General features: G+C 38.1%; 18 protein-coding genes and 1 tRNA gene. 16 read left to right on the plus strand and 3 right to left on the minus strand.

Annotated features, from left to right (window positions below):
* Positions 1 to 19 precede the first annotated feature (19 nt).
* The 6 genes from fdhF (at position 20) to COE25_RS21865 (ending at position 6789) form a co-directional block, all read left to right on the plus strand.
* The gene (gene fdhF, locus COE25_RS21840) at positions 20 to 2977 is read left to right on the plus strand and encodes a formate dehydrogenase subunit alpha (RefSeq protein WP_373605366.1); all 2958 of its coding nucleotides are present in this window, start codon (positions 20 to 22) and stop codon (positions 2975 to 2977) included.
* A 15-nt stretch (positions 2978 to 2992) separates the two neighbouring features.
* On the plus strand, positions 2993 to 3472 hold the full coding sequence (locus tag COE25_RS21845) for a helical membrane plugin domain-containing protein (protein ID WP_098934124.1): 480 nt from the start codon (positions 2993 to 2995) through the stop codon (positions 3470 to 3472).
* Between the two features lie 56 nt (positions 3473 to 3528).
* Positions 3529 to 3987 (plus strand): phosphate-starvation-inducible PsiE family protein, encoded by a 459-nt coding sequence (locus tag COE25_RS21850; protein ID WP_256942416.1) that lies wholly within the window; start codon positions 3529 to 3531, stop codon positions 3985 to 3987.
* Positions 3959 to 4306 (plus strand): Na-translocating system protein MpsC family protein, encoded by a 348-nt coding sequence (locus tag COE25_RS21855; protein WP_088088177.1) that lies wholly within the window; start codon positions 3959 to 3961, stop codon positions 4304 to 4306. The genes COE25_RS21850 and COE25_RS21855 overlap by 29 nt, the downstream gene beginning before the upstream one ends.
* Before the next feature lie 11 nt (positions 4307 to 4317).
* Positions 4318 to 5106 (plus strand): formate dehydrogenase accessory sulfurtransferase FdhD, encoded by a 789-nt coding sequence (gene fdhD / locus COE25_RS21860; protein ID WP_256942577.1) that lies wholly within the window; start codon positions 4318 to 4320, stop codon positions 5104 to 5106.
* A 678-nt stretch (positions 5107 to 5784) separates the two neighbouring features.
* Positions 5785 to 6789: an ABC transporter substrate-binding protein gene (locus tag COE25_RS21865; protein WP_088088175.1), complete on the plus strand. Its 1005-nt coding sequence runs from the start codon at positions 5785 to 5787 to the stop codon at positions 6787 to 6789.
* A 295-nt stretch (positions 6790 to 7084) separates the two neighbouring features.
* Here COE25_RS21865 and COE25_RS21870 read toward each other — a convergent pair whose 3' ends face one another.
* Complete coding sequence (locus COE25_RS21870) at positions 7085 to 7327, minus strand: glutaredoxin family protein (RefSeq protein WP_098934125.1); 243 nt, start codon at positions 7325 to 7327, stop codon at positions 7085 to 7087.
* A gap of 420 nt (positions 7328 to 7747) precedes the next feature.
* Here COE25_RS21870 and sstT point away from each other — a divergent pair, with 420 nt between their 5' ends.
* On the plus strand, positions 7748 to 8974 hold the full coding sequence (gene sstT / locus COE25_RS21875; protein WP_373605368.1) for a serine/threonine transporter SstT: 1227 nt from the start codon (positions 7748 to 7750) through the stop codon (positions 8972 to 8974).
* Positions 8975 to 9305: 331 nt separating this feature from the next.
* Positions 9306 to 10670 (plus strand): type I glutamate--ammonia ligase, encoded by a 1365-nt coding sequence (gene glnA, locus COE25_RS21880; RefSeq protein WP_098934127.1) that lies wholly within the window; start codon positions 9306 to 9308, stop codon positions 10668 to 10670.
* A gap of 162 nt (positions 10671 to 10832) precedes the next feature.
* Here glnA and COE25_RS21885 read toward each other — a convergent pair whose 3' ends face one another.
* Positions 10833 to 11066 (minus strand): ABC transporter, encoded by a 234-nt coding sequence (locus tag COE25_RS21885; protein WP_088088171.1) that lies wholly within the window; start codon positions 11064 to 11066, stop codon positions 10833 to 10835.
* 245 nt (positions 11067 to 11311) lie between these two features.
* On the opposite strand from COE25_RS21885, the gene COE25_RS21890 reads away from it, so the two are divergent.
* The 5 genes from COE25_RS21890 (at position 11312) to COE25_RS21910 (ending at position 17866) form a co-directional block, all read left to right on the plus strand.
* Complete coding sequence (locus COE25_RS21890; RefSeq protein ID WP_098934128.1) at positions 11312 to 12385, plus strand: NAD(P)H-dependent flavin oxidoreductase; 1074 nt, start codon at positions 11312 to 11314, stop codon at positions 12383 to 12385.
* Between the two features lie 143 nt (positions 12386 to 12528).
* On the plus strand, positions 12529 to 13479 hold the full coding sequence (locus COE25_RS21895) for a ribose-phosphate diphosphokinase (RefSeq protein WP_088088169.1): 951 nt from the start codon (positions 12529 to 12531) through the stop codon (positions 13477 to 13479).
* Positions 13480 to 13749: 270 nt separating this feature from the next.
* Entirely contained in the window at positions 13750 to 15312 is a 1563-nt protein-coding gene (locus tag COE25_RS21900; RefSeq protein WP_098934129.1) for an acetate--CoA ligase, read from the plus strand.
* A gap of 153 nt (positions 15313 to 15465) precedes the next feature.
* Positions 15466 to 16860 (plus strand): MATE family efflux transporter, encoded by a 1395-nt coding sequence (locus tag COE25_RS21905; RefSeq protein ID WP_098934130.1) that lies wholly within the window; start codon positions 15466 to 15468, stop codon positions 16858 to 16860.
* 85 nt (positions 16861 to 16945) lie between these two features.
* Positions 16946 to 17866: a carbohydrate kinase family protein gene (locus COE25_RS21910; protein WP_180247567.1), complete on the plus strand. Its 921-nt coding sequence runs from the start codon at positions 16946 to 16948 to the stop codon at positions 17864 to 17866.
* Between the two features lie 350 nt (positions 17867 to 18216).
* On the opposite strand, the gene COE25_RS30965 is transcribed toward COE25_RS21910, so the two are convergent.
* Positions 18217 to 18303: transfer RNA gene (locus COE25_RS30965), tRNA-OTHER, on the minus strand.
* A gap of 162 nt (positions 18304 to 18465) precedes the next feature.
* On the opposite strand from COE25_RS30965, the gene purU reads away from it, so the two are divergent.
* From purU to COE25_RS21925, 3 genes are all read left to right on the plus strand, one after another.
* Positions 18466 to 19365, plus strand: a complete 900-nt coding sequence (gene purU, locus COE25_RS21915; protein ID WP_098934132.1) for a formyltetrahydrofolate deformylase — start codon at positions 18466 to 18468, stop codon at positions 19363 to 19365.
* A 160-nt stretch (positions 19366 to 19525) separates the two neighbouring features.
* Positions 19526 to 19726 (plus strand): CDGSH iron-sulfur domain-containing protein, encoded by a 201-nt coding sequence (locus tag COE25_RS21920; RefSeq protein ID WP_098934133.1) that lies wholly within the window; start codon positions 19526 to 19528, stop codon positions 19724 to 19726.
* A gap of 260 nt (positions 19727 to 19986) precedes the next feature.
* On the plus strand, positions 19987 to 20409 hold the full coding sequence (locus COE25_RS21925; RefSeq protein WP_088087975.1) for an SRPBCC family protein: 423 nt from the start codon (positions 19987 to 19989) through the stop codon (positions 20407 to 20409).
* The last annotated feature ends 21 nt before the right edge of the window (positions 20410 to 20430 follow it).

Consider the following 20430-nt stretch of genomic DNA (forward strand, 5'->3'; position numbering starts at 1 on the left):
TTTTCTGGAGGTATAGGGAATGGCAATCAACATGGTTACTGTATCGATTAATGACGTAAAGCAAGTAGTCGAAGAGAATGGAAGAATATTAGATTATTTAAATAACCAAGGAATAGAACATCCACACATCTGTTATTCGGAAATTACAGGTCCTATTCAGACCTGTGATACATGTATGTGTGAGATAGATGGAAAATTAATGAGGGCCTGTTCTACCACTTTTACTAGTGGGATGGAGATAAAAACAAACTCAGAATTAGCAAAGTCTGCACAAACAGAAGCAATGGACCGAATTTTAGAAAATCACATGTTGTATTGCACCGTTTGTGATAACAATAATGGCAACTGCCGCGTACATAACACGGCTGAACTGTTAGAAATTGAACATCAAACACGTCCATTTCGTTCGAAAGGGTATGAAGTGGATATGTCCCATCCTTTCTACCGCTATGATCCGGACCAATGTATCCTTTGCGGTAGATGTGTAGAGGTCTGCCAGGATGTTCAAGTAAATGAAACCCTATTAATTGATTGGGAAAGCAAGATGCCGCGTGTGAACTGGGATGGCGGCAAGTCGATTAATGAATCGTCATGTGTGTCGTGCGGCCAGTGTGTGACTGTTTGTCCGTGTAATGCCTTAATGGAAAAATCCATGCTGGGTGAAGCTGGATTCATGTCGGGGATCAAAGATGATTTGCTTACACCGATGATCGACCTTATCAAAGCTGTGGAACCAGGCTACAGTGGCATATTTGCTGTTTCAGAAGTGGAAGCAGCAATGCGGGATACGAGAACAAAGAAAACCAAAACCGTTTGTACATTTTGTGGTGTAGGTTGCACCTTTGAAGTGTGGACAAAGGGCCGGGAAATCTTAAAAGTAGAACCAGTTGAACAATCACCGGTGAACAGCATTTCTTCTTGTGTAAAAGGTAAATTCGGCTGGGATTTTGTGAATTCAGAAGAACGATTAACCACTCCACTGATTCGCAAAGGAGATGAATTTGTTCCAGCAAGCTGGGATGAAGCACTCACACTTATTTCTAATAAATTAGGTAACATTCAACAAACCTATGGCAAGGATTCGATTGGTTTTGTTTCTTCTTCTAAAATAACCAACGAGGAAAACTATTTGATGCAAAAATTAGCCCGCCAAGTGTTTGGAACCAATAATGTAGATAACTGCTCACGATATTGTCAATCTCCTGCAACAGATGGGTTATTGTCAACGGTTGGTTTCGGCGGTGATTCTGGAACGATCCAAGATATTGCCAAAGCTAGTTTGGTTATCATCATTGGCGCGAATCCAACGGAAGGACACCCAGTTTTAGCTACCCGAGTAAAACGAGCTCATAAGCTAAATGGTCAAAAATTAATTGTTTCCGATTTACGTAAACATGAAATGGCGGAACGCTCAGATCTTTTCATTCATCCGAACCAAGGAACAGATTTTGTTTGGCTTAGTGCGGTCGCAAAATACATCATTGACAAAGGCTGGGAAAACAAGCAGTTTATCCGTCAACATGTTAATCAATATGAAGCATTTGTAAAACACTTAGAAATATATACGTTAGATTACGCCCAAAAGGAAACAGGAATAGCAAAAGAGTCCTTAATGGAAGTGGCGAAAATGATAGTTGAAGCAGACGGAACCTGTATTCTTTGGGGAATGGGTGTTACTCAAAATATTGCTGGCAGTTATACGTCTGCAGCCATCTCAAATCTGTTATTACTGACAGGTAACTATATGCGCCCAGGTGCTGGTGCTTATCCGCTTCGTGGACATAATAACGTCCAAGGTGCTTGTGATATGGGGACTCTGCCCGGATGGCTTCCTGGAAATCAACATATTTCAAATGATGAAGCAAGACAAAAGTTCGAACAAGTGTACGGAGTGGAAATCTCCCATAAACCAGGTAAGGATAATATTCAAATGCTCGAATCAGTCGAGACGGGCGATTTAAAAGCCATTTACCTAGTCGGCGAAGATATGGCTTGGATTGACGCTAATGCCAATCATGTCCATGAAACACTATCAAAACTAGACTTTTTTGTCGTTCAGGATGTCTTTTTTACAAAAACAGCGCAGTTTGCTGATGTGATTCTTCCAGCGGCACCATCACTAGAAAAAGATGGAACCTTCACCAATACAGAACGTCGTGTTCAACGACTTTATCAAGTACTCAAACCACACGAAGATTCAAAACCAGATTGGTGGATTATTCAGCAAGTAGCGAATCATATGGGGGCCGATTGGAGCTTCCAGCATCCAGGTGAAATATTTGCAGAAATGGCCAGCCTTGCACCGATTTTTGCAGGGGCGAGTTATGAGATGTTGGAAGGGTGGAATAGCTTTTTCTGGGGCAGCCAAACAGGAGAAAGCACACCGCTTTTATTCACAGACGGTTTCAATTTCCCTGATAAAAAAGCGGTGTTTTCATTAATGGAATATGTTCCACCAGTCCGATTTGGAAAGGAATTTGATCTGACTTTAAATAATGGACGGTTATTGGAACATTTCCATGAAGGCAATTTAACCAACAAATCAAAAGGTTTGCTATATAAGCTACCAGAGGTATTTGTCGAAGTCTCTCCGGAACTTGCAGCGGAACGGGAAATTTCTGAAGGGGCATTGGTCAGGTTAATTTCCCCTTATGGAGCGATTAAGTTAAGGGCAACGATTACTAGCCGCGTACAGGGAAAGGAATTATATGTTCCAATGCACTCTGTCAGTCATGAAAATGCCATTAACCTTTTAACAGGAAGTGCTGGTGATGTGCATACACGTACTCCTGCTTATAAACAAACACAAGTGAGGATGGAAGTGATCAAAGCAAGAGGCGAATCACCGATTCCAGCCTTTAATCCTCGGAATGCGAAAAGAACGCCACAAAATGGAGTAGAGGTATTCCGCAAATGGGAACGGGACGATTATCAGCCGATTGCGTCAGTAAACGAATATATCAAACCAGGGGTATAAAAGGGGAGAATCAACGTGGCAAAACCAATTACTGCTTTTGCAAATAGACAAAAGTCAGAAGAAGAACTTCATTTCGAGAAAATTGACCATTTAGTTGATCATGTCATCCAAAATGCTGATGGATTAAAACAAACCATTGCCCTTCTGCATGAACTTCACGAAAGTGGAATACTAGAAGCGCTTGTGTCCCTTGTCCAGGCAAAAGAGAAAGTGGCGAAAATAGCTGTTGATCAAATGGTACGGCCACCTGTAACCAATCTTATTAACAATGCGATGGAGGCAGCAGGGGCGTTAACGGAATTAGATCCTGCTTTTACTAAAAAACTAGTCGATGGCGTATCAACTGGTATGAAAAACGCAGAAGAAAGTGTGAAAAACGGAGAAAAGGCAGGAGTGATGGATCTTTTTAAAGCGATGAAAGATCCTGATATCAATCGGACCATTTTATTTGGGATTCATTTATTAAAAGGAATTGGTGAAGGTTTAAAGGATTGAATCCTCTTAAACCTTCCTTTACTAACGATTTATTTTTAGAGAAAGCGGGAAAAATAGTGGAATCAAAGATTTTAACCCAATGTATTATAAAGTTTGCACAGTTAGTTAAGAACATTACTTTAATTGCGTTGCTGTTCCTTTTGATCTATTTAATGCTGAGGCAAACTTACTATATTGGAATATATGCCATCTATGATTCAAAAAGTGTTCATTTGATATTAGAACAAATTTTAAACTTTTTTCTATATCTTTCCTTTTTCTCAATGATAGTAATTTACCTTGAAAAACGTGAAAATTTCTCACTGCGTTATTTAATTTACATTGGAATTACCGCAACTGTACGTTACATTATCGTTAATCGTTCAGATGCGATGCAAAACCTGTTATTAACGCTTGTTATTCTATTGCTTATTTTTGGTTATCTTTTGTTAACTCCATCTATGAATGAATTGCGAAGTTATTTTAAGAACAGGAGGTGGCAGCGCATTGAGCAAAAAAGAACATCAATTCAATGAAATTGTCCGGAAGGTAAGAAAAGACTTATTTGGAAAAGGTCCAGAATCCATTAAAACAGTATTCTGTGAAAATATGGCGATTACGACTCTCAGAGGTAATTTAACTCCTGTTGAGAAGTTTATCATGCACAGTCCTGAAGGGTTTGAACAAGTACACCGGGCAAGAACAAAAATGATTCAAGAGCATTATAAACAACATAAGCCGGTTGAGATGGAAGACATCATTCAATCAAAATTACTGAATCTATTCTCAGACATCAATATTGAGGAAGATGTTGCGATATCGGTCTTTTTATTTGAAAAACCGATTGAGGGGTGAGGAACTTGTTACTGCAGAATGAAACTAGTTTTTCGATTGTTCGTTTTAAGGATGGGGAATTATCTAGAACAGATGATACGATTGTGACCGAGTTTCCCATCACGATTAAACTCAATCAAGTAGAATTTGCGACACTGGTGTGTACGCCAGAATATCTAGAAGAGATGGTTATTGGTTTTTTGGCATCGGAAAATGTGATTAAACACTTTGATGATATAGAAGATATTTGGATCGAAGAAGGCCGGGGCTTTGCGCATGTTACGGTAAAACAGCAGCCAGATTTATACGAAAAATTAAGGTCCAAACGCTATGTAACCTCTTGTTGCGGAATGTCAAGGCAAGGATTCTATTTTGTCAATGATGCGTTAACGGCTAAGAAACTCCATCATATCAAATTGACACTCACACCTAATAAATGCATTTCGCTTATGAAGGCATTACAGCAAGAAGCGGCGACATTTAAGCGGACAGGCGGGGTTCATAATGCGGCATTGTGTGACCAAAATGGGATGTTGGTCATGCGAATGGATATCGGCAGGCATAATGCCCTTGATAAATTGTATGGTTTTTGTGTTAAGGATTCCATTCCAACTAACGATAAAATTCTTGTGTTTAGTGGAAGAATCTCAAGTGAAATTTTAATAAAAGCATCTAAAATGGGATGCTCTGTTGTTCTATCGAAAGCCGCTCCGACTGAACTAGCCCTTGAGATGGCAAACAAACTTGGTATTACAACGGTTGGGTTTATTCGTAACCAAAGTTTTAATATCTACACGCATGATTGGAGAATACAAGAATAGAGTTGTAATTGTAACCACAGTTTTTGCAATAGAGTGCGAGGCACAACCAGCAATTGGATTGTGCCTTGTGCTTTTTTTTGAATGCTGCACGTCAAAATGCATATTGCAAACGAATTTGAAATTGAGGAAACAATGGATTATTTGAGGCGGTATGAATTTAAGGGTATTGTTTTTGGTTGAACCAATTAGAGCAATTAGAGTGCCTCACACTTTTTCTTTGTAAAATCTATATTTAGGAGCTATTAAAAGGAGAAACTAACAACGATACAAAGAAATGGTTCAGGACAATAGCCAAAGTAGCTATGATAAAACTTTTAAAGGAAATTTAAATATAAATGATCGCTATTTAGTAAAAGCTTTATATGTCTCCCAATTAGGTTATATGATCCGAGAAACTACTGTACACCAATGTGGGTCAATACAAATTTACATGCTTCGCAGGGCTATCTTCTCAAATTTCCCCAAATAAAATAGTTCTTTTTCTTTGTTCTTAATATGTAAATCAGTATAAAACATCTTATTCTTGAAAATTACTATTGTCCCACAGTTACTTTACGTGATAAAATCTGAATATTATAAATTTTTTTATAATAATTTACGATAGTAAGGAAAACTGTTTCCTTTATTGTTCACCAGGAGAATACATAAATAGTGGTTTGATTTGGGGAGGAATAACAGATGAAAAAGAGTTTAGCGTTATTATTTTGTGGGGTATTATTGTTGCTTTCGGCATGTGGAGGGGGAAGTAAGGAAACTGGCGGACAGACAAAGGACAAAAACGAGAAAGTGGTGAAAATAGGTATTACGCAAATTGTCGAGCATCCGTCACTTGATGCTGCACGAGAGGGTTTTATCGCGGCTCTAAAGGATGCCGGCTATGAAGAAGGAAAGAACTTGAAGCTTGATTACCAAAATGCCCAGGGAGATATGAACAATAATATGTCTATTGCCCAAAAATTGGTTGCAGACAAGAATAACCTTATTTTGGCTATCGCCACCCCTAGTGCTCAGGCGGTGGTCAAGCAGACGAAGGATATTCCAATATTGTTTACCGCCATTACTGATCCAGTTGGGGCCGAACTTGTCAAAAGCCTGGAAAAGCCAGGCGGGAATGCGACAGGCACATCTGATACGCACCCAGATGCGATAAAGAATACGATTGCTGCAATTAAAACATTTATCCCCGATGCCAAGAAGGTAGGCATCATATATAACAATGGTGAACCCAACTCTGTTGTAAATGTTAAACACGCGAAAACCGCATTAGAGGCAGCAGGGCTGGAGGCGGTTGAAACAACCATAACTGCTAGTACCGAAGTAAAACAAGCAGCCGAGTCAATGGTAGGGCGTGCGGACGTATTATACATTCCAAAGGACAACACCGTTGTTTCTGCCCTAGAATCGGTTATAACTGTAGCCAACGCCCAAGATATCCCAACCTTTGTCGGTGAAGGCGATTCTGTAAAACGTGGAACCTTCGCATCTTATGGATTTGACTATCACGATCTAGGCTACTCTACCGGTAAAATGGCTGTGGAAATTCTCAAAGGAAAGAAACCTAACGAAATTCCAGTTGGCTTCCCGGAAAACCTTGAGCTGTTTATCAACAAAAAAGCTGCTAAGGAGGAAGGAATCACCTTAACAGAGGAGATGCTGAAGAACGCGAAGATAGTAGGAGAATAAAATCTATATTTCTTTGTAACTGAGAGGTTCCTTGGAAGGGAAATATATTTCTCAAAAAGCACTTGCTCGTGTTAGTTAAAGGTTACCGTTTTGAGGAGCACGAATACAAATTGACTCACGAAATGGCATGCGAATTGACGCATGCCATTTTTGTTGTTATTTCAAGGTTTTATGACCATTTTGAGAAGAATTGGACGGTTACTTTAAAGTTTCGTCTAGATACAAAAAAAAGAGTGCCAAATGTCTTAATTTAGCACACCTTTTTTTGTTATATAACTTTATCTTATTACAGACATTAAACCCCAAATAATTCAGCGAATTTCGCTTGATCAAATCCTAGGATGAACTCTTCGCTATCTTCGTCTTTGATAATGGTTACTGGTGTAGCAGAAGCACCTAGTTCAATAAGTTCTTGCAGATATTGATCGTTTTTACGAATATCTTTTTCTTCGAACTCAATCCCATTTTCTTTTAACCATAGTTTTTCCGCATGACAAGGTGGGCACGACTCTTGCGAATAAATAATCACTTTTTTCATTTTACGACCTCCACTTCATAATAGTTATTCTACACTGAATTCTCTTTTTCTGTGTACATTTATATTCTTTAGTTCAATAATCAACGGAATCTACATTTAATTAAACTCGAACATTTTTTAATATTTTTTTATTAATGTTCGTTTTTTATCTTAAAATATCACTTGATTCACGTAAGTTAATGAGTTAATATAGTCAAATAACAAACAATACGAATGAGGTGAAAAAATCTTGATCTCAAGATAGAAAAACATTCGGTACAAAAATGATGCTATTATAATTTATCTAAAAATTCAATATAGTACTATTTATTAGAAAATAGTTTAGTTGATTAAGTGGAGATTGAACATGTATATCTAAGCGGGAAATGAATGTTGCAATATTATCTTAAACAAGTGGGGGAATATATCTTGAAAAAACTAATGAGCATGTGGAATCAAATGAGTCTGGTAAAACAAATAATTGTAGGTTTAATTGTTGGTATTATACTTGCTGTAACGATCCCAGAAGCAGCAAAACCCGTTGTGATATTAGGTTCTTTGTTTGTAGGGGCATTAAAAGCAATAGCACCAGTTCTGGTACTTTTCTTAGTTATGTCAGCCATCGCTCAACACAAGAGTGGTCACCAAACGAATATGAAGTCCATCATTTTCTTGTACCTTCTAGGAACCTTCTTAGCTGGATTAATTGCTGTTATTGTAAGCTTTATTTTTCCTGTTGGCTTAACACTTGCAAAGGGTGCTAAGGAGTTGGCGGCTCCTGGTGGAGTGGTAGAGGTTCTCAAAGCATTACTGATGAACGTTGTAGATAACCCAGTGAAGGCCATTTTTAATGGGAACTATATCGGTATTCTAGCTTGGGCTATAGTCCTTGGTGTGGCTTTGAAAAATGCCCCGGATACGACAAAAACAATGATTTCTAATTTTTCAGATGCAGTATCCAAAGTAGTTACATGGGTCATAAAGTTTGCACCATTTGGAATCATGGGTCTAGTCATAGAATCTATTACGACAAATGGAATAGAATCTTTACTAAGTTATGGAAAATTACTTTTAGTTTTGATAGGCTGCATGATTTTTGTGGCACTAGTTGTTAATCCAATCATTGTGTTTGCGGCCATTCGTCAGAACCCATACCCGCTTGTTTTTAAGTGCATTAGGGAAAGCGCCATTACAGCATTCTTTACACGCAGCTCGGCTGCTAACATTCCAGTCAATATGAGATTATGTGAAAAATTAGGATTAGATAAGGATACCTATTCTGTATCAATTCCACTAGGCGCCACCGTCAATATGGCTGGTGCAGCAGTTACGATTTCTGTTTTGACACTTGCAGCGGTTCATACATTAGGAATTCAAGTGGATATACCTACAGCAATCATCCTCAGCGTACTCTCAGCTATATGTGCTTGCGGTGCTTCAGGGGTTGCTGGTGGTTCCTTATTACTTATTCCTCTAGCATGCAGCTTATTCGGAATTCCAGCAGATGTGGCTATGCAGGTAGTTGGGGTAGGCTTTATCATCGGAGTTTTACAAGACTCATTTGAAACGGCACTGAACTCATCCACAGACGTCCTTTTCACAGCGACTGCTGAATTTAATAAGATGCGTAAAGAAGGAAAAAACATAGATATCCAAAAAGCATCATAATAAAGTGAAAACCCTCNNGAGGGTTTTCACTTTATTATATGGCTTATTTCTTATCCAAGAAAAATGGTCAACCTATTACATACTCTAATAGCTCGTGTCAGACACCTTTTGGTAATGCTAATTATACATATTTTTGTATATTTATAAATCAAAAAACCCATGCAGATTGAAAAAACTTCCTTCTAATGCCTATAACATGAAAACGCTTACTAAAAAAACAGCATAAATATTCAAAAAAATTACTAAAAAGGATTGTCAAACTATGTTTTTTCAAATATAATCTATTTATTGATGTAACATAATATAACATGAAATTGCGAGGTAATATAACATGACAAAAACATTCATTTCAAACGCACCTGCAGTAGCAACAACTTTAGAACAAATTAAAGAAACGATCAACGAAAAAAGTGTTGAACTATTACACTTGCAATTTGTCGATATAGAAGGGATTTTAAAGCACGTTACGGTAACAGTTGAACAACTAGAAGATGTCGTAGAAGGTAAAATGATGTTTGATGGTTCTTCGATTAAAGGTTTTTCACCTATTAATAAATCTGACCTTTATCTTCAACCAGATTTAACTACTTTTGCGGTTCTTCCTTGGACAGTTGAAGAGGGTTATGCGGAAGCACGATTCTTATGTTCTGTTAAGAACCCAGACGGAACACTGTTTGAAGGAGATACAAGAAATGTGCTGAAGAAAACGGTGGATCGTGCTGCCGATCATGGTTACACCATTTCAGTTGGTCCAGAGTTAGAGTTTTTCCTTTTTAAAACGGATGAAAATGGGTATGCAACGCAAGAACTTGGTGATAAAGCAGGCTATTTCGAGCCATCTCCACATGATCTGGGCGAGCGCGTTCGTTTAGAAATTTACCGTGCCTTAAAAGCAATGGGCTTTACGATTGAAGCATCTCACCACGAAGTTGCAGAAGGTCAACATGAAATTAATTTTAAGTATGCGGATGTATTAACGGCAGCTGACCTATCAACTACGTATAAATGGGTCGTCAAGACGGTTGCGAAGAAATTCGGTTTGCACGCTACATTTATGCCGAAACCAGTATTTGGAATCAACGGTTCTGGAATGCATGTCAATATGTCTTTCTTTGAAGGAAGCGAAAATGCCTTCTTCGATCCTTCAGATGAGTTACAATTGTCGGAAAAAGCTTACCAATTTATTGCTGGTGTGCTAGAAAACGTGAAGAGCTTTACGGCTGTAACAAACCCGCTAGTAAACTCTTACAAGCGTTTAGTGCCAGGCTATGAAGCACCTTGTTATATCGCTTGGTCTGCTTCTAACCGTTCAGCGCTAATTCGTATTCCAGCCAAGAAAGGTTTGGCAACACGTGTGGAATTACGCTGTCCAGATCCATCCGCAAACCCTTACTTAACGTTTGCTGTTATTGCTACAGCAGGTTTAGATGGAATCGAACAAGGATTAGAAGCGCCAGCTCCAATTAATGAGGATATCTTCCATATGACGGAAGAGGAAAGAGCCTTCCTGGGTATTGATAACCTGCCTGGTAGCTTAGCAGAGTCAATCAAAGCATTAGAATCAGGTGAGATTGCTGCTAAAACACTAGGAGAGCATGTATACAGCGAGTATGTCTCATTGAAGAAATCAGAATGGGATAGCTACCGTACAGCAGTTCACTCATGGGAAATCGATAACTATCATACAAAATTCTAATTTAAGAAGCGGGACAACAGGACTGATAAAAGCCCTAGTTGCCCGCTTTTTTTATTTTATAAAAATAATGAAAAGAACAGCCTCTAATAAGAGACTGTCATCCAGTATTTGTTTCTTGCACAAAATTTATTATTCCAAGCTAGATTAATCCTGAATGCTATTTCACTTACAGTGATGCCATGCCTTCTTAAATAGGCATAATCCGAAGATAAGGAATGCAAGGAAGCCAATTAAAGCGATAAGGAAGTTTAGAACGGTAACAAATAAACCGCTTAGGCCGATTACTCCAAGCAAGATAGTCACCCAGCCCAATACTACAAACAATAACCAAATAACACCTGTTAAAAATCCAAGGAAAATCCCAAAAATGCCACAGGAACAATGGTTATGACCCATCTGATTTCACCTCCTGTCTATTTATGGTTGTTCGATATTAATGTATGCAGTTGCTTGACAACTTGTTTATGCAAACACGAAAAGCGGGCTCAAAAAAGGCGCTAATAAAAAGTTTCTGACACTTTTGCACTAATTGTGTTTATATAGTAGTAGAGGAAAACGTTATTGGGATTGGGCCGAAAGAATACTATCCCTTGATACAAAACGAACAATAAAATGGATTGTTAGGAGAAAGGAAGATTTCTATGCATTTAAACACAAAACTATGTGACCTACTGGATATTGCCTATCCAATTATCCAAGCTGGAATGGCTGGAGGTCCTACAACCGTAGATCTTGTTGCTAGTGTATCTAACGCTGGTGGGTTAGGGACTTTGGGTGCGGCCTATATGAAACCGGAGGAAATAAGAAAAGCTATCAGAGAAATTAAGGATCGGACAACAAAGCCATTTGCCGTGAACTTGTTTTGTACAAATTTGAAAGATCATTATGAAGGAGTCGAAGAGTCACAGAAGGTACTTAATGACATTAGAGGGAAATTAGGGATCGAATTCACTGAGCAACAAGTCGTAACGAACAACTTCTTTGAGGAACAGTTTGAAGTATTAATCGATGAAAACGTACCTGTCATTTCAACTGCATTCGGTATCCTTCCCAAAGATAAAATGATAGTCGCAAAGCAACATAACATTATCATTACTACCATGGTAACAACTGTTCAAGAAGCACTGATTGCCGAGGAAAATGGGGTAGATATTATCATTGCCCAGGGGAGTGACGCAGGTGGTCATCGAGGAACCTTTGTAATTGGAAAAAACACCCATGGTGCAGCGATCGGAACCTTTTCACTTGTTCCTCAAATCGTGGATGCTGTTTCGGTGCCGGTTGTTGCTGCAGGGGGAATAATGGATAGTCGCGGCCTAGTTGCCTCATTAGCATTAGGTGCACAAGGGGTTCAAATGGGAACCGCTTTTTTAACGACCCTTGAGTCGGGAGCACACCCTGTATATAAACAATCACTAATCAACAGTACAGAAGAAAGTACGGTAATAACGAAAGTATTTTCCGGCCGTCCAGCGAGGGGAATCAACAATGCTTTTATTCAAACGTACCATGACGCCAATATCTCCCCAGCTGATTTCCCAACCCAAAATACCCTGACAAATGATATTCGAAGAGAAGCAGCTTTGCAAAATAATCCCGAATATATGTCATTATGGGCAGGTCAGGCAACAAGATTATTAAAAAACGAAGTATCCGCTAGTAAAATTATCCATGATATAGTTACAGGTGCCACACGTTTACTATCTTTCAAATAGTTTGGGACAAACCATGATTCTAAAGCACGTTGAAAACAGATTATTGAAATTTCGTATTTCTACCATTGTAGCGTTGAGTATAGTAAAATAAGTGTGGATTAAAAAATTTACTATAGAAATAGAAATAGTGTGGAGGATCTAAGGTGACATACCAACAAAACAAAAGATTTAAACTTTTTTCATTGAATTCAAATCAAAAGCTAGCAGCAGAGATGGCAGAGCTATTGGGCTGTGAGTTAGGCAAAAGTTCAGTATCTCATTTTAGTGATGGAGAGATTCAAATCCATATAGAAGAAAGTGTACGAGGCAGTGAAGTTTATATCGTTCAATCTACTTCCTACCCTGTTAATGATAATATTTTGGAACTCCTCATTATGATTGATGCCTTAAAAAGAGCATCAGTTGGAGTAATCAATGTTGTCATTCCATACTATGGGTATGGGCGGCAAGACAGAAAGGCACGTTCGCGCGAGCCAATTACGGCTAAACTAGTCGCTAACCTTTTAGAAACTACTGGAGCAACTAGAATTCTTACAATGGACCTCCATACATCACAAATTCAAGGTTTCTTTGATATCCCTGTTGAACATCTATATGGTGTTCCGATCCTTGGACAGTATTTTCAGGAAAAGGGATTGGAAGATATTGTTATTGTGGCGCCTCATAACGGCAGCATCGGCAGAGCGAGGAAAGTGGCCAACCTATTACATGCTCCAATTGCTCTGATCGATAAAAGAAGATTTGAAGAAAATGGTGTCGAAACCACTAATGTAGTTGGTAATGTAGAAGGAAAAAATGTGATTATTATTGATGATTTAATTGATACAGGAGAAACCATTGCGTTAGCAGCAAAGGCGCTTGCAGAAAATGGGGCAAAATCCATTTATGCCGGGTGTACTCATCCTGTTTTTACAGACAAAGCGATTGAGAAAATTGAAGCATCACCAATTAAAGAATTAGTGGTGACGAATACCATTCAGTTACCTGAAGATAAAGTCATTACCAAAATCAAAACGATATCTGTTGCTCCATTGCTTGTAGAAGCAATCGATCGGATTCATAATGAAAAAGCAGTAAGTCCGTTATTTGAATAAGTTTATTGTGCCAAGCCAACAATTTTTTTGTTGGCTTTTTTATTTGTTAGAGAATGTAGAAAAGGATTAGGACCAGATAATAAACCCTGGTGTTGGGTGGGAATTAGAAATCTAAATAATTTACAATGTTATTTAAAGTGATATTATTAAAAGAGTGAATATTATTTTAATAGCTTGTTTTAATACCAGATACTAAAATTTTAGTATATTTATTACAGGCAAAGCTCCAGAGGGAGCCCATTAATACTATCAAGATTGGAGTTAACTACCGTGGAATTAAAATCATTGATCGCACCAGAACACTTTAATTTAGCAAGTGAAATTTCAAAGCATGACTCAGATAAAATCGCCTTGCGCTGGGAAAATGACCTTGGGGAAACAAAAACAATCTCTTATGCTCAGTTAATCACGAAAGCAAATAAACTTGCCAATGGGTTAACTAAATTAGGATTAGAAAAAGGTGATCGGGTTGTCGTAATGACCACTCGTCTCATTGAATCTTATGTCATCTATTTAGCATGTTTAAAGGCAGGGTTTGTCATTAGTCCTACTTCAGAATTGCTTCGGGCGAAGGATTTAGTTTATCGCTTAAATCATTCTGAAGCTAAAGCGGTCATTTCATATTCTGATTTGGTAGAAGAATTTGAAAATATTAACGAGGAAACACCGTTTTTACAATTTAAAATCGCGTTCGGTCAAGAAGTACCCAATTGGCTCTCGTTAGAAGCGTTAATCGAAGAGGAATCAGAAACCTTTATCGATGTAGATACGCTAAGTGAGGATAATGCCTTTTTGGCTTATACATCCGGGACCACCGGACTGCCAAAAGGTGTGGTCCATAGCCATGGATGGGGATATGCTCATTTAAGAATTGCCGCTTCAAAATGGCTGAATATTAGTGAGGAGGATCTGGTTTGGGCCACAGCTTCCCCAGGGTGGCAAAAATGGGTCTGGAGTCCATTTTTATCGATATTGGGTTCGGGAGCAACAGGTTATATCTATCATGGCAGGTTCAATCCACATAAATATTTACGGCTTCTTCAAAATAACAAAGTAAATGTTTTATGCTGCACACCTACAGAATATCGGATGATGGCTAAACTAGATGACCTTTCAAACCTCGATCTATCGCCATTACATACCGCTGTTTCCGCAGGAGAGGCACTTAATCGTGAAGTCATCGATGTGTTTAAAAATCAATTTAACATTCTGATTCGGGATGGGTACGGTCAGACTGAAAGTACGTTACTGATTGCCAATTTAAATATAGATGAGAAAAAATTAGGCTCAATGGGGCAGCCGCTGTTATCAGAATTTATTGAAGTGGTTGATGAAAATGGCCAACCTGCTCCTATAAAGGAAGTTGGGACGATTGCAATTAGAAGCGATTTCCCAGCATTATTTAAACAGTATTATAAAAATCCCGAGACAACGGCGGCCTCCTATAATAATCAATACTTTTTAACGGGTGACCGGGCATTTAAAGACGAGGATAACTATTATTGGTTCCAAGGAAGAAAAGATGATGTAATCATCAGCTCTGGCTATACGATTGGACCTTTTGAAGTGGAAGATGCTTTAATGAAACATAAATCGGTGAAAGAGTGCGCGGTAGTCGCTTTACCGGACCCGATCAGAGGAAACATTGTCAAAGCATTTGTGGTATTGAAAGATGGGATTTCGGGCACAATTGAGCTAACCAAGGAATTGCAGGGCTTTGTTAAAAATTTAACAGCACCTTATAAATATCCACGGGTGATTGAATATATCGAGGCACTACCTAAAACAGATTCAGGAAAAATTCGTCGGATCGAACTTCGAACGCAGCGATAATAGAAAAAAGGCAAATTTGCGATTCTGACAGCCCCTTTGCGAGAGTCACATTAAAACACTATACTCTCTTCCAATTCGTGGTATAATAATCAAAGTTCATTTTACAAATATTGTCGTTGAATTTCTAAAAATCCATTAAAGAAGTGTCGTGTAATGAACAAATTAGAACTGAATATTAGGCATAGAACGGTATCTATATTAGATAAGTATTTTACTGGCAAATCGATAGATTACAAGAAAATATTGGCAATCATCTTGCCCCTTTTTGTAGACCAGGCCTTTTTAATCTTAATGAGTTTATTAAATACAGCGATGATCAGTTCTGCAGGAGTAGCTGCAGTCAGCGCGGTGAGTATGGTAGATTCATTGAATATTTTCTTGGCCAATGTATTTATTGCTGTGGCAACAGGTGGTACCGTTATTGTGGCCCAATATAAAGGCAGCGGTAACTCAGCGATGGTGTCTAAAACAGCGACCCAAGCGATAACTGCCTGTACCATATTTTCAGTCCTAATCAGCGCTCTTGTATTTATTTTTCATACACCAATCCTAAACATGTTATTTGGTAAAGCGGAAGCAGACGTGTTTCAAAACGCAAGAATCTATCTCATCGGCAGCTGTCTTTCATATCCGTTAATCGCGATCTTTCAAGCGGTGACGGGGGCCTTAAGAGGTGTCGGAGAGACAAAACCTTGCTTAAATTTATCATTAATCATGAATTTAACGAATACGATTCTAAATGTTTTGCTTATTACGATTTTTAAAATGGGTGTGGAAGGACTCGTGGTTTCAACGATTCTAGCACGATTTTTGGGAATGGCTGCTTCATTAATTCATGTCTTAAAATATAATGAGACGATCCGTTTTCAGATAAAAAACGCATTCCGAATAGATATGTCTATTCTCAAGAAAGTGATGTTTATTGGTCTTCCGTTTGCTGCAGAACAGATATTTTTCAATGGTGGAAAACTGCTTACGCAAACGTTTATTGTTCAATTAGGCACCCTGTCAATGACGGTATATGCCATCGGTAATTCCATTGCTTTGTTATATCAAATCGGACCTAATGCTCTCGGCATTGCAATTGTTACGATTGTTGGACAGTGTGTTGGACGTAGGAATATAGAAGACGCTAGGAAGTTTATTTATTCGTTGATTGGACTTTCCTCCATCTTCTTTGTTGTTGCAGATCTTATATTATTGCCATTGTTTCCGTTATTGATAAAATTGTTCAACCCGCCTGATGAAATTGTTCCAACCATATTTACACTTATACTGATATCTGCGATTGCCCAGCCAATCTTGTGGTCACCAAGTTTTATTATGCCATCAGCCCTACGAGCAGCTGGCGATTCGAACTTTACTTCGATTGCTTCTTTGCTGTCGATGTGGTTATTACGGGTAGTCCTCGGTTATATTTTAGGTATTACCTTAGGTTTTGGGATTATCGGTGTTTGGGTAGCGATGATTGTAGAATGGGGTGCACGTGGAATCATCTTTGGATGGCGATTCAAAGGGAAAAAGTGGTACGCGCATAAACTTGTATAATAAATTCAGATTGAACCTCCTTAACATGCATTTGAGGAGGTTTTTTCATATAATCATCTTAGATATTGTTTGAAGGAGGATCATCTTGGATCAACAAGGAGTTATTTCAATTGGAGAAGCATTTGTAGATTTTATTTCAATAGACCGAACCAATACCCAATATAAACAACTATTTGGCGGAGCTACTGTTAACGTGGCTGTCGGCACAAGGCGACTCGGTATCCCTGCTTATTATTTATGTAAACTTGGAACCGATGAAATTAGTCAATTTGTAGAACAAGAATTTAGGAAAGAAAATATCGATACTTCATTTTCTGTCCACTCAGCGAGTAAAAAGATTTGCGCTGTCTATGTTCATATTAATGCAAGCGGTGAACGGTATTTCCATACTTACGTCAACGACACCCCAGATGAAGTATTAACTGAAGACGAATTAAGAACGGGAGTTTTTGAACAGGCGAAGATCTTTTATTTTGGATCAGGAACTCTCTTTCATGAAAAAGCAAAAAAGACAACAGAAGCTGCGCTAAAATATGCCAAAGATTTCAGCAATATGATTGCTTTTGACGTTAATCTTCGTCTAAAGCGCTGGGTAAATGAGGAGCATTGTCGTCAAACTGTTTCTTCTTTCCTTAAATATGCACATATAGTGAAGCTGGCGGAAGATGAATTGAACTTTTTAACGGAAACAAATTCAATAGAGGCTGGATTAGAAAAAATATCTAAATGGAAGATTCCCTATCTGTTTATAACGATGGGGAGCAAAGGTGCCTGTGCTGTAGTAAACGGGAGCAAAGTTTTCGTTCCTGCTCCAGCGGTAAATGCCATTGATACAACCGGTGCAGGTGATGCATTTATGTCAGCGCTATTATATTGTTTTCACGAAAAAGGTATGCTGGTTAAACTATCTCAAATAAAAGAGTACCTTCAATTTGCAAATAGAATAGGAGCAGCAGCGACAACAGAAATCGGCTCCTTATCTGCTAACTTTAACAAAAAAATCTGAAGTGTACGATACCGTTGAAGGCAATAAAACGCCACTAGTTGCTTAGTCCGATATTGATATGGACTCAAGTGTTTTATTATTGGATGTTATTAAATGTTATTGTGATTTTTTAAAGAGACAAAATGGTAATAATTGATTACTCGGCTATAAAAATCTGATAAAAAGCGGTGAAAATGAATCCAATGAGGCCTATTGGATACAAAAATTTAATAAAAACTCCAAAAATGATTCCAAGAGCACTTATTGTCAACTTCTAATCTGAAAAAATACCATTGAGGAGAGGAACTAGCCTAGTAAGGGAATTATTAATATGAAAAAATTAAATCAGGAATTTGAGAGGTAGTATATATAGGACTTGGTGGGATTTAAACCCACAAAACACATTGCAACCTTTGTGTAAGGGCTGCAAGTTGCTCTATTCATTGAGCTACAAGTCCTAGCTATAATATGTACCAAAAATAAGTTATTATTCCTTAGTTATAACAAAATTTTTTTGTAAACCATTCTAATGTTGCACAGTTAGCAATTTTCAAAATAATGATTAACTATTAGGTCCATCTAATGTATAATATTTTCAACAATGTTAGAGAGGAATTACCATGAACTCATATATAAAAGATCAAATTGAAGTGTTTCAAGAAAAAAATCAGAATCGTGGATGCCTATTAGTTAGCTGCCCAGATCAACCTGGCATAGTTGCGGCGATATCAAAGTTTTTGTTTTCCTATAATGCAAATATTATTGAATCCAGTCAGTATTCCACCAATCCTGAGGGAGGCACCTTTTTTATTCGGATTGAATTTGAATGTCCAGGTTTAAAGGATAAAGCAAAGGACATGGAGACTCAGTTTGCTGAAATTGTTAAGGAGTTTTCGATGGAATGGAGCTTTACGCATGTTTATCATGTGAAAAAAGCGGCAATCTTTGTATCAAAAGAACTTCATTGTTTGCTCGAGCTTTTGTGGGAATGGCAAAGTGGAGACCTAATGGCTGACATCGCCCTTGTCATCAGTAATCATGAAACAGCAAGAGAGGTTGTCGAAGGACTAAACATCCCGTTTTATTACGTTCCAGCCAATAAAGATATTCGTGAACAAGCCGAAGCAACGCAACTAAAGCTACTAAAAGAGTATGAAATTGATTTTGTGGTATTGGCCCGATATATGCAAATCTTGTCACCGAAATTTGTCGAAGAAAATCCCAATAAAATTATTAATATTCACCACTCCTTTTTACCAGCCTTTGTGGGTGCAAGACCCTATGAACGAGCTTTTGACCGCGGCGTCAAATTAATCGGAGCTACCTCCCATTATGTGACCAATGATCTGGATGAGGGACCTATTATCGAACAGGATATCAGTCGGGTCGATCATCATGACAATGTGGACAGCCTTAAGAAAATTGGCCGTAGAATTGAAAGAAACGTATTGGCTCGAGCGGTAAAATGGCATATTGAAGACCGTATTATCGTTCATCAAAATAAAACCATTGTTTTCTAGTGAATCCCTTTAATAGGGATTTTTTTTCTGTCCAATCATTAGATTGGGCTATTTAAGTGAGATTTTTAAAAAATGTATTTAACCATTTTTTCCAATCAAAAACTTGGACTATTGGAAAGCATCGTGAATATATATTTATAAAACTAGGGGGATGTGGAATATGGAAAATCAAATTAAAATTAACGATAATGGTCCATTGCAGGTAACTGGTGACTTCCAGATTCTCGATGCAGATGGAAAGGAATATCCAAAGAAGGCGAAAGTGTATCTGTGCCGTTGTGGTCTTTCCAACAAAAAGCCGTTATGTGACGGGTCACATAAGAAAGGCGGATTTGAAAGCAGTCCTAGGGCCTCTGAATAAAGTAGGATGTAAATGGTGTCAGGCACCACTCGTTCTCTTTTCAATAATGTACGGGCAGTCAGGATGGGCAAACCGATCCTGGCTGTTTTATTTTATTGATTTTTTCTTTATCCGCGGCTGAATATTGCAGACAAGGTAAAAAGTTGATAAGATATTACCAGATGTTGGTCACCAAGAAGTAAAGAATGCCAGCAAAGTAATTCAGCTTAAATTACTATCTACATATTAAACTAAGTGTATTATGAAAGGCGGTAATTAAAATGACAACAGGTAATAATGAGAAAATAACAGTAAAAGCAACAGTTCATGCACCAGTAGAGAAAGTGTGGGAATATTGGACAGAGCCAAAACATATAACGAAATGGAACAATGCCTCAGAAGACTGGCACACGCCAATTGCTGAAAATGATTTAACGGTTGGTGGGAAATTCCTTACAAGAATGGAAGCAAAAGATGGCAGTTTTGGCTTTGATTTTGGTGGGATTTATGATGAAGTGAAATTAAATGAGGTTATTTCTTATACCATGGGGGATGGTAGAAAAGTTAATATTACTTTTAAAGGTCAAGGAAATGAAACCCAGGTAATCGAAACTTTTGATGCAGAAACCACCAATCCAATTGAGATGCAACAAGCGGGATGGCAGTCAATTTTAGATAACTTTAAAAAATATTCGGAGCAATAAACAAATTGAAAAGATGATTTT

The sequence above is a fragment of the Bacillus sp. AFS031507 genome, from assembly GCF_002584635.1.
Classification (GTDB): Bacteria; Bacillota; Bacilli; order Bacillales; family Cytobacillaceae; genus Neobacillus.

Bases quoted from the DNA above. Each gene is read 5' to 3' on its own strand.
- fdhF (WP_373605366.1), top strand. From the start codon at position 20: ATGGCAATCAACATGGTTACTGTATCGATTAATGACGTAAAGCAAGTA.
- COE25_RS21865 (WP_088088175.1), top strand. From the start codon at position 5,785: ATGAAAAAGAGTTTAGCGTTATTATTTTGTGGGGTATTATTGTTGCTT.
- COE25_RS21870 (WP_098934125.1), bottom strand. From the start codon at position 7,327: ATGAAAAAAGTGATTATTTATTCGCAAGAGTCGTGCCCACCTTGTCAT.
- sstT (WP_373605368.1), top strand. From the start codon at position 7,748: ATGAGCATGTGGAATCAAATGAGTCTGGTAAAACAAATAATTGTAGGT.
- glnA (WP_098934127.1), top strand. From the start codon at position 9,306: ATGACAAAAACATTCATTTCAAACGCACCTGCAGTAGCAACAACTTTA.
- COE25_RS21885 (WP_088088171.1), bottom strand. From the start codon at position 11,066: ATGGGTCATAACCATTGTTCCTGTGGCATTTTTGGGATTTTCCTTGGA.
- COE25_RS21890 (WP_098934128.1), top strand. From the start codon at position 11,312: ATGCATTTAAACACAAAACTATGTGACCTACTGGATATTGCCTATCCA.
- COE25_RS21905 (WP_098934130.1), top strand. From the start codon at position 15,466: ATGAACAAATTAGAACTGAATATTAGGCATAGAACGGTATCTATATTA.
- purU (WP_098934132.1), top strand. From the start codon at position 18,466: ATGAACTCATATATAAAAGATCAAATTGAAGTGTTTCAAGAAAAAAAT.
- COE25_RS21920 (WP_098934133.1), top strand. From the start codon at position 19,526: ATGGAAAATCAAATTAAAATTAACGATAATGGTCCATTGCAGGTAACT.
- COE25_RS21925 (WP_088087975.1), top strand. From the start codon at position 19,987: ATGACAACAGGTAATAATGAGAAAATAACAGTAAAAGCAACAGTTCAT.